Origin of the sequence: Mesorhizobium sp. WSM4308, from assembly GCF_002294905.1 — a bacterium.
Classification (GTDB): domain Bacteria; phylum Pseudomonadota; class Alphaproteobacteria; order Rhizobiales; family Rhizobiaceae; genus Mesorhizobium.
This window is the reverse complement of the sequence record NZ_NSFW01000018.1, coordinates 1-13,700: the sequence shown is the minus strand read 5'-3', so window position 1 is coordinate 13,700 and position 13,700 is coordinate 1. Positions and strand designations below refer to the sequence as shown.

The following is a 13,700-nucleotide window of genomic DNA, read 5'->3' as shown; positions in this document are numbered from 1 at the left end:
ATGGCCTCTGTTACGCTCGAAAAAGTCCGCAAGGATTATGGCGCCGTCCGCGTCCTGCATGCGGTCGATCTTGAAATCGCCGATGGCGAGTTCGTCGTCCTGGTCGGGCCGTCCGGCTGCGGCAAGTCGACGCTTTTGCGCATGATCGCCGGACTGGAGGAGGCTTCAGGCGGCGAGATCCGTATCGGCGAGCGGCTGGTCAATGATGTGGCGCCCAAGGACCGCGACATCGCCATGGTGTTCCAGTCTTACGCGCTCTACCCGCACATGGACGTGTCGAAGAACATGGGCTTCAGCCTGCTCCTGAAGAAGGCGCAGAAGTCCATGATCGATGCAAGGGTGGATGGCGCGGCCAAGCGGCTCGGGCTCGACACATTCCTGCAACGCTTGCCACGGCAATTGTCGGGCGGCCAACGCCAGCGCGTCGCCATGGGCCGCGCCATCGTGCGCGATCCCAAGGTTTTTCTCTTCGACGAGCCGCTGTCCAACCTCGACGCCAAGCTGCGCGTGCATATGCGTGCCGAGATCAAGGCGCTGCACCAGCAGTTGAAGACCACCTCGGTCTATGTCACCCACGACCAGATCGAAGCGATGACCATGGCCGACCGGATCGTCGTCATGCATGACGGGCTGATCCAGCAGGTTGGTGCGCCGCTCGATCTCTATGACCGGCCGGCCAACATGTTCGTTGCCGGCTTCATCGGCTCACCGGGCATGAATTTCCTGCCGGCAACCGTGGAGAAGGCCGGAAAGGTGGACGCGGTGCTTTCCGATGGCCAGAAGCTGCGGCTGCCGGATGGCTTGCCGCTGAAGGACGGCGACGCGATCACCATCGGCCTGCGGCCTGAACATATAAGGCTGGCCGATGACGGCGCGCTGCAGGGCGAGGTGGTGGTGGTGGAGCCGCTGGGGCTTTCGACGCAGTTCTACGTCAAACTGGCCAACCAGCAGCTCTGCGTCTTTGCCATGGGGCGGGCCGGCGTGAGGCCCGGCGACACCGTGCGGCTGGCGGCCGATCCTGCGGCGCTGCATCTGTTCGATCCGAAAAGCGGCGATCGCATCGGCTGAAAGAGATTTCGGGCGGGGCCGAGGGAACCCAACTCGCAGCCTCAGCAGGCGCTGCGCCGCAATTGCCAGGGAGGTACTCCGCTTCACCAGATTTGGGAGGCTCCCTCGCTTCGAAAGGAGAAGCGGGTCTTTCGTGCCGCAAGGCCCGCACCGTGCGGGCTATTTGTTGGGCAACCTCGGCGGCCGGCTTTTCGGGAAAGGCACGATCGTCAGCGGCGACTTCTGAAATTCCGCAGCCGCTATTTCTTCGATCATTACATCCAGCCTGGCCCGTATGCTTTGGCTTGTTTCATCCTCGCCGCACAGGCGGTTTTGTGCGCATTCCAACAGCTCGCGCGCCGCTGCAAAGTCGCTTTGCATCGCAACACCCACTAGCCAACCCAACGCCGCATCGTCCTCCCACTTAGTTTAGAGATTGCTAATAGAAAAATCGGCAATTTAAGGAATAGCGGCTCGTGGTTTAGCCATATTGGCTACCCGACGCGTTATGCTGGCCGCTATGCCGTCCATCGCCTGTCTTAACGAAAACAATGACTTAGAAACAAAAACGCCGCCCGATGGGCGGCGTTTTTGTTTGCAAGGGCAAAACCAGATTACTTGATCTTGGTTTCCTTGAATTCGACGTGCTTCTTGGCGACCGGGTCGTACTTGCGGAACGACAGCTTGTCGGTCTTGGTACGGCTGTTCTTGCTGGTCACGTAGAAGAAACCAGTGTCGGCGGTCGACAGAAGCTTGATCTTGATGTTTGCGGCTTTGGCCATGGTATCAGTCCGTTTGTTCGTGGGGTTTTGGCCGCTGGAGCACGGGAAAACACCCGGACGCGGGAAACTTGGCGTGACACATAAAGAACGTGCCTGGAAAGTCAAGCCCGGCGGAGCTTCTCCGCCTCACTGGAACTGCCCATGGCCTCAAATCATGCGGTTTCTGTCTCCGGCGCCGCAATCTTTTTCCAGTCCCCGGTGGTGTTCCACCAGCGATTCGGATTGGCACGGTCGTCCAGCCCCTTGGAGCGGCTGGCGAGGATCGGCTGGATGCGGATCACCGGCTCCTGGTAGGAATGGGCGTGGAAAATCGCCTCGACGACACGGCTGGCCAAAGCCTGGTCATCAGGCAATTCGAAGGAAACCTCGACCGTGCCCGGGCGGCGGCGCAATTCGGTCTCGGCGCCGGCTGCGGCCCCCTCAAGCGGCCTGTAGCGCTCGATGCCGTGCGCCGACTGATAGGCGTTGCGGTCATATTTGCCCATCGCCAGCGGGGCGATCGCAACCACCGCGTCCATGATGCGGTCGACATCCGCCGCCGGGACCTGGAAGGTCACGAGCAGCAGAAGCGTCATTCTCAGGGATGTGGTTTCAAAGCCGCTGTCGATCATGGGAGTGTCCTCAACTTCCGATGTTTGGGGACACTCTTTTACCGCGCTGCTGCTGACATGGTTCTGTCAGCAGCCTGCCGCGTACGCGAACAGAATCGCTGTCCCGGTCGCGCTACAAAAGGATCTTGCGCACCAGCCTGAAGCAGACCAGGGCGATATAGGCGCCGAAGAACAGGCCGAGCGACCAGCCGAAGCCGGAAGGCCCGAAGCTGTCCATGCCGATGCCGATCGCCTGCGGACCAAGCACCATGCCGACGCCGTAGCACAGCACGAAGGCCGCGTTGGCCGACGCCAGTTCGTGGCCGGAGAGCTGCGAACCGAGATGGGCGAGGCCGATCGTGTACATGGCCGCGACGACACCGCCCCAGACGAACAGAAGCGCTGCCATCAAGTGCCAGTTCGCGGCAAAGAAGGGCATGAACAGCGTACCGGCAAGGCCAACCGTGGCGCAGGCGAGCAGCAGATGGCGCCGGTCCGAAACGCGGTCGCTGATCATGCCGATCGGAATCTGCAGGAGCACATTGCCCAGCCCGATCATGGTCAGCAGCAATGCGGCGTCGGCTTCGGAATAGCCGATGCGGTTGCCATAGACCGGGAACAGCGCGAAGCCGCCTGTTTCGACCGCGCCGAACACCAGCACGGCAAAAGTCGCGGTCGGCACCAGCCAGACGTAGCGCAAGAAATTGCTGGTTTCGCCATCGGCCACGATGGAGGGGCTTTCGTTGCGCGCGGCCAGCACCGGTACGGCGGCCAGCGTCACCAATCCAATGATTACGCCGAACGGCCTGAAGCCGGAGCTGCCGAGATGGGCGAACAGCCAGGGGCCGGCGGCAAACCCGAGCGAAAGGACGGTGGCGTAGATGCCAAGGACAAGGCCGCGCCGGTGCGGCGGCGCCGACGTGCTGATCCAGAATTCCGACAGGATGAACAGCACCGTCAACGCGACATGCAGCACGATGCGCAGCGGGAACCACATCCAGAAATTGGGTGCGAAATGGAAGCCGACGAAGGCCAGCGCGCCGGTGGCGATCATGGCGATCATGGTCCAGGCGACGCCAAAGCGCATGGCGAGCGGCGTCGCCAGCGGCGCACCGGCGATCGAGGCCAGGCCGGCGACCGCGGTGTTGAGGCCGATCATCGAAGCCGAGTGGCCGCGCGTTTCGAGGATGACGCTGAGCAGTGGCATGCCGAGGCCAATGGCGATGCCGACGACGCTGATCGACGAGATCGCCGCCACCATCGGCAGCCAGTGTACGCGTTCGTCGCCCTGTGGTTGGGTATCGACCGTCATGGGATGCTGAATACTCTGTCTCGTTGATCTTGCGCAATTCCGGGCGGAAAACCGCGTCACCCTCTTCCTGGAATTGCTCTACAAAAGTTCGCGGGTGAAGCTGTTGCGGACAAGCCGGTAGAAGGGCACGGGGCCGCCCGGACGCAGCAGCGGATCTTGGGCGAGGCGTTTTTCCAGCTCGTCCAAGATCATTCGGGTGATGTCGGGTATGTCGGCTTCCCTGGCCTTGGCAAGCGGCAGCCAGACCAGTTCCTCGAGTTCATTGGTCGGGCCGCCGCCCGGCAGTTCAACGGCGACGTCGCTGCGCCAGGCGCTGAAGAAACGCGTGTCGAAGCGGCGCACCCGGTTGGGCGGAGTGATGGCGCGCGCGATGAAGCGCAGCGTTTCGAGCGAAGGCTTTACGCCGTGTTCGACAAAACCTTGCCAGTCACGCTTGTCGGTGGCAAAGGCGGCCCTCTCGCCGATGAGCAGACCGGCTTCCTCATAGGTCTCGCGAATTGCCGACAGAGCGACAGCGCGGGCCCGCGCGGCACTGGTGCGGCCGGGACCCGCACGCAGCTTCGCTTCCTCGTCGCGATGCAATGCCGTGGCCGTCGCGATGCGGCTGTCGGCCGGGTCGGTACGGCCACCGGGAAACACGAATTTTCCGGGCATGAAGGCGTGGCCGGCGTGACGGCGCCCCATCAGCACCAGCACCTCATCGCCCTCGCGGTCGAGAAGAATCAGGGTCGCGGCGTCACGCGGACGCAGGGGCCGGCCGCCATGTGCGGCAAGACCCTTGTCGAGCTTGTCGACATCCGCCTTGGTCATTGCTTCCATGCGCAGGGACCTAGCGGAAACTTCTTGCATGCGAAAGTGGCCTTAGCGATTGGCGTGTTGCGCCAGCGGCGCATCAGGCGCCGTGGGGGGAGCCCGCCCCATCCTTTTCGCCACCGAATCCGTGCATATAGAACGCCCATTGCAGTCCGATGACGGCGCCTTTGACAGGCTGCAGCAGCGCAACCGACAAGATGATGGTCAACGGCACCCAGATGAGGATGTGCTGCCAGGTGGACAGCGTCGATGCCGCTTCGACGCCCATGAAGGCGCCGAGAACGATGTGGCCGACGATGACGATGACCAGATAGGCCGGCAGGTCGTCGGCGCGATGGTGATGGATTTCCTCGCCACAGACGCTGCAGGTCTCGACAGTCTTGGTGAAGCCGCGAAACAGCTTGCCTTCGCCGCAGTTCGGGCAGCGGCCCAAAAGGCCGCGCTTCATCGCCGTCCACAAGGGGCGGGCGACCCGACCCGTGTGATGTTCGCCGCCGAAAACCTGTTCTTGTATCCCTAATTCCTCTGGCATCATCGTCTCCTGCCGCGCGAACCCGGTCGCGATTGCGACGCACGGGCGCGGCCCTTAGCCTTGTGAAACGACCTGGTAGAGCCTGGCAGGGGCTTCGGGTCGGTCAGCATCTCGAAGCGCATGGCGCCGGCCATCGGTGCCACCTCGACGAGCCGGACCTCGACATGGTCCGCGAGCTGGTAGCCTTTGCCTGAGCGTTCTCCGAAGAGCGAGCGAGCCGTTTCGTCGTAGATATAGTAATCGCCGCCCAGAGTTGACACGGGGATGAAGCCATCGGCGCCATATTGCGGCAATTGGACAAATAGTCCTGATTTGGTGACGCCGGAGATTCGGGCGTCGAACCGGTCGTCGATGCGCTCGGCGAGATAGGCTGCAATCAGCCGGTCGACCGTGTCGCGCTCGGCCGCCATGGCACGCCGTTCCGTCCCGGAGATCAGGATCGCAACGTTTTCGAGCCGGGCTGCTTCGTCCTGCGTCAGTCCTCCCTGACCGAGGCCGAGTGCGGCAATAAGCCCGCGATGCACGATCAAATCGGCATAGCGGCGGATGGGCGAGGTGAAATGCGCGTAGCGCCTGAGGTTGAGGCCGAAATGGCCGATATTCCCGGGCGAATATTCAGCCTGGCTCTGCGAGCGCAGCACCACTTCGTTGACCAGTGCCTCATTGTCGGCGCCGCGCACGCGCTCGAGAATGCCGTTGAACTGGCTGGGTCGCATCTGCGCGCCGCGCGCCAGCGACAGGCCGAGCGTCTGCAGGAATTCGCGCAGCGATTCCTGTTTGGCGAGCGACGGCGCGTCGTGCACGCGGTAGACCAGCGCCTGCTTCTTCGCCTCCAGCGTCTCGGCGGCGGCGACATTGGCCTGGATCATGAATTCTTCAATGAGCTTATGGGCATCGAGGCGTTCCGGCACGATGACACGGTCGACCGTGCCATCCGGCTTGAGCATGATCTTGCGCTCCGGCAGGTCGAGTTCGAGCGGCTGGCGGCCGGCGCGACCGCGCTTGAGGATCGCATAGGCATCCCAGAGCGGCTTGAGCACCGTGTCGAGGATCGGACCAGTCTTGTCGTCGGGTACGCCGTCGATAGCCGCCTGTGCCTGCGGATAGGCGAGCTTCGCCGCCGATTTCATCATCACGCGGTGGAAAGAGTGGCGGATCTTGTGGCCATCGGCGGAGAAGGTCATGCGCACGGCGAGGGCCGGGCGATCCTGGCCCTCGCGCAGCGAGCAGAGATCATTGGAAATACGCTCGGGCAGCATCGGCACGACGCGATCCGGAAAATAGACCGAATTGCCGCGCTTCAAGGCTTCGCGGTCCAGCGCCGTGCCGTAGCGGACATAGGCGGCAACATCGGCGATCGCCACCGTGGCGATCACGCCGCCCGGGTTCTTTTCGTCGAGATCAGGCGTCGCAAACACAGCGTCATCATGGTCCTTGGCGTCGGCCGGATCGATGGTGACGAGTGGCAGGTCGCGCCAGTCCTCGCGGCGGTCAAGCGTCGCCGGCTTGACGGCTTCGGATTCGGCGATGACATCGGCCGGAAAGATGTGCGGGATGTCGTGGGCGTGAATGGCGATCATCGAGACCGCTTTTTCGCTGGTCAGCGAGCCCAGCACATTGAGCACCTTGGCTCTCGGCAGCCCGTAGCGGGAAGCCCGCGCCGGCTCGACCTCGACTAGGTCGCCGTTCTTGGCGCCGTTCTGGAATTCCTTGTCGACGATCAACTCCGGCTGGCGCCGTTCCACCGGCTCGATGCGGAAGGTGCCGTCCTTTAGCACGCGGAAGACGCCGAGGACGGCATCTGTACGTTTCTCAAAAATCTTCATCACCCGGCCGGTATAGGCGGGGCCTGACGGATCATCGGTCGGGAAGGTCTTGGCCAGGACGCGGTCTCCAATGCCCGGCGCCGGACCGTTGCCGCTGCGCGAAACGCGGATCGAGACGACAGGTGGCTCCCCGGGGCCCACGGACTCCGCCGGATGCGCCAGCAAAATACCGTCGCCGTCACGGCCAAAAATGTCGAGCACGGCGACATGGGGCAGGGCGCCGACGCGGGCCAGCCGCTTGCGCTCCTTGGTGAGCACGCCTTCATCCTGCAGGTCGCGCAAAATATCTTTCAGCCAGATGCGGTCGTCACCACGCAGCGCGAAGGCCTTGGCGATGTCGCGCTTTCCGGCACGGTCGGGGTTTTCGGCGATATAGCGCAGGATTTCGTCGCGCGAGGGCCGGTAGTCGTCCTTGACCTTGGCCCGGGTGTCGGCGGTGCGCGGATCGCCGTGGCTCCGTCCGGTGATCCTGCGCGCCACGCCGTCCTACCCTTTTTTCTTTGCGGCCGGCTTCTTGGCCGCGGTCTTCTTGACTGCCGGCGCTTTGGCCGCGGCAGCCTTGCGGAACGGCTTCTTGCCGCCGCCGCCGCCCTTGGCTTCCTTCTCGGCGATCAGCGCCAGCGCATCCTCGATCGTCACCGATTGCGGATCCTTGCCCTTGGGCAGCGTGGCATTGACCTTGCCGAAATTGACGTAAGGCCCGTATTTGCCGTCGCGCACGACGATCTTGCCGCCGCCATCCGGATGGTCGCCAAGCTCCTTCAGGGCCGCCGGCGTGCCGCCATTGCGGCCGCCCTTGCCCTTCGACTGCTTCTCGGCAATCACCGTGACGGCGCGGTTGAGGCCGATCGAGAAGACATCCTCGATGCTGTCGAGATTGGCGTAGGTGCCATCATGCAGCACGAACGGGCCGTAGCGGCCGAGCCCGGCCGAGATCATCTTGGACGTCTCGGGATGCTTGCCGATATCGCGCGGCAGCGCCAGCAACGCCAATGCTTTCTCATGGTCGATGGTCTCGGGCGTCCAACCCTTGGGCAGGCTCGAGCGCTTGGCTTCCTTGCCGTCGCCGCGCTGGAGGTAAGGACCGAAGCGGCCCGAGCGCAGGGTGATTTCCTCCGCCGTGTAGGGGTCCTTGCCGAGCACCTTGATGCCGTCCTCGCCGCCGCCATTCTCGCCATTCGGATTGGCGGCGTCGCCGAGCTGGCGGGTGAAGGAACATTCGGGATAGTTCGAGCAGCCGACAAAGGCGCCGAACTTGCCGAGCTTCAGCGAGAGGTTGCCGGTGCCGCATTTCGGGCAGATGCGCGGGTTGGAGCCGTCTTCGCGCGCGGGGAAGACCAGCGGCGCCAGTTCCTCGTTCAGCGCATCGAGGACGTCGGTGACACGCAGCTCCTTGATGTCGGCGACCGCGCCCGAAAAATCCTTCCAGAAATCGCGCAGCACGTCCTTCCAGGCGAGCTTGCCGTCGGAAATCTCGTCGAGCTTTTCCTCCAGCGATGCGGTGAAGTCATATTCGACATAGCGCTCGAAGAAGCTTTCGAGGAAAGCGGACAACAGACGGCCCTTGGCCTGCGGCACCAGCCGGCGCTTGTCGATCGTGACATAGTCGCGGTCCTCAAGCGTCTTCAGGATTGCCGTATAGGTCGAAGGCCGGCCGATGCCGAGCTCTTCCAGCTTCTTGATCAGCGTGGCTTCGGAATAGCGCGGCGGCGGCTCGGTCGTGTGCTGGGTGGCGTTGATTGCCTGGCGGGCAAGCTGCTCGCCGGCGCGGATTTCCGGCAGACGGCGGTTTTCCTCGTCCTCCGCGTCATCGTCCTTCTGATCGGTGTAGGCGGCGATGAAGCCGTCGAAGCGAACGACCGAACCGACCGCGCGAAGCTCGGCGCTGCGGGCGCCGTTGACCGCCTCTATCTCGACGGTGGTGCGCTCGATCTCGGCCGGCTGCATCTGGCTGGCGATGGCGCGCTTCCAGATCAGCTCATAAAGCCGCATCTGGTCGGAATCGAGATATTGCCGAACCGAGGCCGGGGTGCGCATGAAATCCGTCGGGCGGATCGCTTCGTGCGCTTCCTGGGCATTCTTGGCCTTGGTCGTGTAGAAACGCGGCTTTTCCGGCAGGTATTTCGGGCCGAATTCCTTGGCGATGGCCTCACGGGCAGCGTCGATCGCCTCGGGCGCCATCTGAACGCCGTCGGTTCGCATATAGGTGATCAGGCCGGCGGTCTCGCCGCCGATCTCCATGCCTTCATAGAGCCGTTGCGCCACCTGCATGGTGCGGGTGGCGGAGAAACCGAGGCCCGATGAAGCGGCCTGCTGCAGCGTCGAGGTGGTGAAGGGCGGGCCTGGATTACGCTTGGTCGGCTTGGCTTCCACCGACAATGCCTTGAAGGTCGCGCCCTCGAGCATTGCCTTGATGTCGTCGGCCTGCGCCTTGTTGGCAATGTCGAGCTTTTGCAGCTTCTTGCGCTCGAAGGCGGTCAGCCGCGCCTCGAAAGTCTCGTTGCGTGGCGTGCCGAGGATGGCGGCGATCTGCCAATATTCCTCGCGGATGAAGCGTTCGATCTCGGATTCACGGTCGCAGACCAGGCGCAGCGCCACGGACTGGACGCGGCCGGCCGAGCGGGCGCCGGGCAATTTGCGCCACAGCACCGGCGACAGCGTGAAGCCGACGAGATAGTCCAGCGCCCGGCGGGCAAGATAGGCATCGACCAGCGGCGCGTCGATCTGGCGCGGATTGGCCATGGCCTCCAGCACCGACGATTTGGTGATGGCGTTGAAGACGACGCGGCTGACCGGCTTGTCCTTCAGCGCACGCTTCTGCCTCAGAACTTCCAGCACATGCCAGGAAATGGCCTCGCCTTCGCGATCCGGGTCGGTGGCGAGGATCAGGCCGTCGGCATCCTTGACCGCCTTGGCGATGTCGGCGAGCCGCTTGCCCGAGGCGGTGTCGACCGCCCAGGACATCGCGAAGTCTTCATCCGGGCGCACCGAGCCGTCCTTGGCCGGCAAATCGCGGACATGGCCGAACGAGGCCAGAACCTTGTAGTTCTTGCCGAGGTATTTGTTGATTGTCTTCGCCTTGGCCGGCGATTCGACGACGACGACGTCCATGAGGTCTCATATCAGCTGTGATGCGGCAGAAGAATTCCGCTGCGCGCGACGAAATCTCGTTCTATTTGCCGCTCACATGGCCGCGCTTTTGCATCCGGTCAAGGGGAAGCGCCCAAATTGCGGGGCTGTTCGCAGCAATACACTCTTAGAGTGTATGGAGAAAATCACAGATTTTGGCTGGGAGGGATGACGTCGCTTGCTCGGGGCGAACGGCCCGATTCATTTTGCGCCGAGTCGCGGCGAAGGCGGCTTGCGTACGATGCCGGGACGACGAGGGGAAAGGCCGCCTGACGCTGGCCGCCGGCCCGCATGGAGGATGCCCGGCGACCAGCCTTGTCCCGCCGTCAGGCGGGCGATTGTATCGAGGATCAATCGGCTTTCAGCATGTGCCAGACGCCGGCGACACCGTCACCGTTCACATCGCCGGCCTTCTTGTCCTTGACGAAGGTGTAGACCGGCTTGCCGTCATAGGCCCACATCTTGGTGCCGTCGGTGCGGTCGATGACGCTCCATTCGTCGTCCGCCTTGGCGCCGGCCGCGGCCTTCAGCGCCGGCCAGTTGGCGGCGCATTTGTCGTAGCAATTGGTCTTGCCCTTCTCATCCTTGTCATAGGTATAGAGCGTCATGCCCTTGGCGTCGGTGTAGATCTTGGTGCCGTTGACCTCGGCTTTCTTCCACGCGTCGGCGGCGAAGGATGCGGCGGTGCTGAGAAGCAGCGCGGCCAGCCCTATGGTCATGGTTTTCATGGAAATCTCCCTGGCTGATATTGGAGAGGCGCGGGAAATCGCGGCCTCTTTGATATCAACGTCCCATGCCGCCGCTTTCGTCCCCCATGTCGGTATGCCGCTGACGTTCCACATAATGGTGATTGGCAGACAGGCCTGGCCGTCGCTATATCCGGCCGGGAGCAGTTGGAGTTTTGGAATGGCATTGGACATCGGCTATGTCAGCGCCGTCGGGGCGGGAGCCATCTCGTTCCTGTCGCCTTGCGTGCTGCCGCTGGTGCCGCCCTATCTCTGCTACATGGCAGGCGTGTCGGTCGACGATTTTCGCGGCGATGCGGGCGTGACAGCCCGCGAAGGCACGCGCGGCGCGCTGCTCTATTCCTCGATCGCCTTCGTGCTCGGCTTCTCGACGGTGTTCGTCGCGCTCGGCGCCGGCGCCTCGACCATCGGCCGGTTGCTGCGCGTCTGGCAGGAGCCGCTGGCGATGGGCGCCGGCGTGCTGATCATCCTGATGGGCCTGAATTTTCTCGGCATACTGCGTATTCCGCTTCTGTCGCGCGAGGCGCGTTTCCAGTCGCAAGGCAAGCCGGCCAACGCTATCGCCGCCTATGTCATGGGGCTCGCCTTCGCCTTCGGCTGGACGCCCTGTATCGGCCCGGTGCTGGGGCCGATCCTGACGCTGGCCGGCGGCCGCGAAACCGTAGGCGAGGGCGCGCTGCTGCTCGCCGCCTATTCGCTAGGGCTGGGCATCCCCTTCCTGATCGCGGCGCTGTTTTCCGGCGCCTTCATGCGCTTCCTCGGCAAATTCCGCGTCCATCTCGGCCGCGTCGAAAAGGCGATCGGCGCGCTGCTGGTGGTCGCCGGCGTGTTTTTCCTCACCGGCGGCGTGCAGACCGTGTCCTACTGGTTGCTGGAGAATTTCCCGGTGCTGGGCCGGCTGGGGTAGATCGCCACTGCCGCTATTGCTGTTAGGATCGAGCTGTGGGGTAGCTGATTAAGAGTCAGCTGCTCCGCCATCTCACCGGAATTTAACCGCATTGGTGCAGCATGGCGCCACTGCTATCCTGTCTTGATTCCCAACCCTTTTCACACGGTTGCCCATCCATGAGCCAGAGATCCTGCCTGTCCGTCATTCTCGCCGCCGGCGAAGGCACGCGCATGAAGAGCGCGCTGCCGAAGGTGCTGCACCAGATCGCAGGCCTGCCGATGGTCGCCCATGTGGTCAAGGCGGCCGATGCCGCCGGCGCCAGCAGCGATGCGATCGTCATCGGCCATGGGGCGGACGAGATGCGCAAGGCGGTGGCGAAGTTCTCGCCCAAGGCCGAGACCTTCGTGCAGGAAAAACGCCTGGGTACGGCGCATGCTGTTCTTGCCGCCCGTGATGCGATATCAAGGGGCTATGACGACATCCTGGTGATGTTCGGTGACACGCCGCTGATCGATGCGGAAGCTCTGAACCTGGCGCGGCTGAAACTCGCCGAAGGCGCGGCCGTCGCGGTGATCGGCTTCCGAACACCCAACCCAAACGGCTACGGCCGGCTGGTCGAGAAAGGCGGCAAGCTGATTGCCATCCGCGAGGAAAAGGACTGTTCCGAGGCGGAAAAGAAGATCGGTTTCTGCAATGCCGGCATGATGGCGGTGGCCGGCGCCCATGCGCTGAAGCTGCTCGACGCGGTCGGCAACAAGAACGCCAAGGGCGAATATTATCTCACCGACATCGTCGAGATCGCGGGTGCGCAGGGCCTTGATGTCGTCGCCACCGAGGCCAGCTTCGAGAATGCGCTCGGCATCAACAACCGCGCCGAACTGGCCCAGGCCGAAGGCATCTGGCAGGCACGCCGCCGCCAGGAGGCGATGCTGTCGGGCGTGACGCTGATCGCGCCGGAGACCGTGTATTTCTCGCACGACACCGAGGTCGGCGCCGACACCATCGTCGAGCCGAATGTCTGGTTCGGCCCGGGCGTGAAGATCGCCGGCGGCGCCAAGATCCATGCCTTCAGCCATATTGAAGGCGCGACCATTGCCGCGAATTGCGATGTCGGGCCGTTCGCGCGGTTGCGGCCGGGGGCCGATCTTCGGAACAAGGCAAAGGTCGGCAATTTCTGCGAGGTCAAGCAGGCTGTTATCGAGGAGGGCGCCAAGGTCAACCATTTGACCTATATCGGCGATGCTCGTGTCGGCGCGGGGGCCAATATCGGCGCCGGCACCATCACCTGCAATTATGACGGCTATTCGAAATTCTTCACCGATATCGGCGAGGGCGCCTTCGTCGGCTCGAACTCCTCGCTCGTGGCGCCCGTATCGATCGGCAAGGGCGGCTACATTGCCTCGGGCAGCGTCATCACCGAAAGCGTGCCCGACGACGCGCTGGCCTTCGGCCGCGCCCGCCAGAAGACGATCCCCGGCAAGGGCAAGGAATTGCGCGAGCGCTTTGCCTCGGCCGCGGCGGCGAAGAAGAAGGCGGCTGGCGCCGATCACTAGCGGTCAGCCAGCGGGTTTACTTCCCGCTGAAGCAATCGAAAAACCGACCAATTGCAGTAACCGGATTGCAACAGCGGTCTGTCATGGTGCATGGGTGCACAACCGTCCGTTACACCGGGCGAAATGCAATGTGACTTTCGCGGCGGGCCGGCCATCCCTAAGTATCGCTGGTTTTCCATGGGGAATCGGGGGCTATCTGCATGTGCGGTATCGTTGGAATCGTCGGCCACTCGCAGGTTGCGCCGCTCATTGTCGATGCACTGAAGCGGCTGGAATATCGCGGCTATGACTCGGCCGGCGTCGCCACCATCGAGCATGGCGAGCTCGCCCGCCGCCGCGCCGAAGGCAAGCTGGTCAACCTCGAACGCCGGCTCAAGGACGAGCCGCTCGACGGCACGATCGGCATCGGCCACACACGCTGGGCCACCCATGGCGTGCCCAACGAGACCAACGCGCATCCGCATTTTTCCGACGGCGTCGC

The 13,700-nt window shown here is 63.5% G+C and carries 12 protein-coding genes and 1 pseudogene; 4 read left to right on the top strand and 9 right to left on the bottom strand.

What is annotated here, in order from left to right; all coding sequences use genetic code 11:
- Nucleotides 1–1,068 (top strand): sn-glycerol-3-phosphate ABC transporter ATP-binding protein UgpC, encoded by a 1,068-nt coding sequence (gene ugpC, locus CK227_RS28090; RefSeq protein WP_095772761.1) that lies wholly within the window; start codon nucleotides 1–3, stop codon nucleotides 1,066–1,068.
- A gap of 159 nt (nucleotides 1,069–1,227) precedes the next feature.
- On the opposite strand, the gene CK227_RS28085 is transcribed toward ugpC, so the two are convergent.
- From CK227_RS28085 to CK227_RS28045, 9 genes are all read right to left on the bottom strand, one after another.
- Nucleotides 1,228–1,428 (bottom strand): hypothetical protein, encoded by a 201-nt coding sequence (locus CK227_RS28085; RefSeq protein WP_095772760.1) that lies wholly within the window; start codon nucleotides 1,426–1,428, stop codon nucleotides 1,228–1,230.
- A 233-nt stretch (nucleotides 1,429–1,661) separates the two neighbouring features.
- Nucleotides 1,662–1,829, bottom strand: a complete 168-nt coding sequence (gene rpmG, locus CK227_RS28080; protein ID WP_006201775.1) for a 50S ribosomal protein L33 — start codon at nucleotides 1,827–1,829, stop codon at nucleotides 1,662–1,664.
- A gap of 152 nt (nucleotides 1,830–1,981) precedes the next feature.
- A complete protein-coding gene (locus tag CK227_RS28075) occupies nucleotides 1,982–2,440 on the bottom strand; it encodes a hypothetical protein (protein ID WP_095772759.1) in 459 nt (152 codons plus the stop codon).
- A gap of 112 nt (nucleotides 2,441–2,552) precedes the next feature.
- Entirely contained in the window at nucleotides 2,553–3,731 is a 1,179-nt protein-coding gene (locus CK227_RS28070) for an MFS transporter (RefSeq protein ID WP_095772758.1), read from the bottom strand.
- A 78-nt stretch (nucleotides 3,732–3,809) separates the two neighbouring features.
- Nucleotides 3,810–4,550 carry an NUDIX hydrolase gene (locus tag CK227_RS28065; protein WP_095772757.1) on the bottom strand — a complete coding sequence of 247 codons (741 nt, stop codon included), beginning with the start codon at nucleotides 4,548–4,550 and terminating at the stop codon, nucleotides 3,810–3,812.
- A gap of 73 nt (nucleotides 4,551–4,623) precedes the next feature.
- Nucleotides 4,624–5,076 carry a DUF983 domain-containing protein gene (locus CK227_RS28060; protein ID WP_095773079.1) on the bottom strand — a complete coding sequence of 151 codons (453 nt, stop codon included), beginning with the start codon at nucleotides 5,074–5,076 and terminating at the stop codon, nucleotides 4,624–4,626.
- The gene (rnr, locus tag CK227_RS28055; RefSeq protein WP_095772756.1) at nucleotides 5,076–7,382 is read right to left on the bottom strand and encodes a ribonuclease R; all 2,307 of its coding nucleotides are present in this window, start codon (nucleotides 7,380–7,382) and stop codon (nucleotides 5,076–5,078) included. The genes CK227_RS28060 and rnr overlap by 1 nt, the downstream gene beginning before the upstream one ends.
- Before the next feature lie 6 nt (nucleotides 7,383–7,388).
- Entirely contained in the window at nucleotides 7,389–10,013 is a 2,625-nt protein-coding gene (topA, locus tag CK227_RS28050) for a type I DNA topoisomerase (RefSeq protein ID WP_095772755.1), read from the bottom strand.
- Nucleotides 10,014–10,381: 368 nt separating this feature from the next.
- Nucleotides 10,382–10,759, bottom strand: coding sequence for a hypothetical protein (locus CK227_RS28045; protein WP_095772754.1), 378 nt, complete (start codon nucleotides 10,757–10,759; stop codon nucleotides 10,382–10,384).
- A 178-nt stretch (nucleotides 10,760–10,937) separates the two neighbouring features.
- Between CK227_RS28045 and CK227_RS28040 the strand changes: the two genes are divergently transcribed.
- The 3 genes and pseudogenes from CK227_RS28040 to CK227_RS28030 all read left to right on the top strand — a co-directional run.
- On the top strand, nucleotides 10,938–11,684 hold the full coding sequence (locus CK227_RS28040; RefSeq protein WP_095772753.1) for a cytochrome c biogenesis CcdA family protein: 747 nt from the start codon (nucleotides 10,938–10,940) through the stop codon (nucleotides 11,682–11,684).
- 158 nt (nucleotides 11,685–11,842) lie between these two features.
- Entirely contained in the window at nucleotides 11,843–13,219 is a 1,377-nt protein-coding gene (glmU, locus tag CK227_RS28035; RefSeq protein WP_095772752.1) for a bifunctional UDP-N-acetylglucosamine diphosphorylase/glucosamine-1-phosphate N-acetyltransferase GlmU, read from the top strand.
- A gap of 200 nt (nucleotides 13,220–13,419) precedes the next feature.
- A pseudogene (locus tag CK227_RS28030) lies at nucleotides 13,420–13,700 on the top strand (glutamine--fructose-6-phosphate aminotransferase); the annotation flags it as partial.

Excerpts from the sequence above, each read along its gene's own strand:
- ugpC (WP_095772761.1), top strand. The coding sequence starts at position 1 with ATGGCCTCTGTTACGCTCGAAAAAGTCCGCAAGGATTATGGCGCCGTC.
- CK227_RS28085 (WP_095772760.1), bottom strand. The coding sequence starts at position 1,428 with ATGCAAAGCGACTTTGCAGCGGCGCGCGAGCTGTTGGAATGCGCACAA.
- rpmG (WP_006201775.1), bottom strand. The coding sequence starts at position 1,829 with ATGGCCAAAGCCGCAAACATCAAGATCAAGCTTCTGTCGACCGCCGAC.
- CK227_RS28075 (WP_095772759.1), bottom strand. The coding sequence starts at position 2,440 with ATGATCGACAGCGGCTTTGAAACCACATCCCTGAGAATGACGCTTCTG.
- CK227_RS28070 (WP_095772758.1), bottom strand. The coding sequence starts at position 3,731 with ATGACGGTCGATACCCAACCACAGGGCGACGAACGCGTACACTGGCTG.
- CK227_RS28065 (WP_095772757.1), bottom strand. The coding sequence starts at position 4,550 with ATGGAAGCAATGACCAAGGCGGATGTCGACAAGCTCGACAAGGGTCTT.
- CK227_RS28060 (WP_095773079.1), bottom strand. The coding sequence starts at position 5,076 with ATGCCAGAGGAATTAGGGATACAAGAACAGGTTTTCGGCGGCGAACAT.
- topA (WP_095772755.1), bottom strand. The coding sequence starts at position 10,013 with ATGGACGTCGTCGTCGTCGAATCGCCGGCCAAGGCGAAGACAATCAAC.
- CK227_RS28045 (WP_095772754.1), bottom strand. The coding sequence starts at position 10,759 with ATGAAAACCATGACCATAGGGCTGGCCGCGCTGCTTCTCAGCACCGCC.
- CK227_RS28040 (WP_095772753.1), top strand. The coding sequence starts at position 10,938 with ATGGCATTGGACATCGGCTATGTCAGCGCCGTCGGGGCGGGAGCCATC.
- glmU (WP_095772752.1), top strand. The coding sequence starts at position 11,843 with ATGAGCCAGAGATCCTGCCTGTCCGTCATTCTCGCCGCCGGCGAAGGC.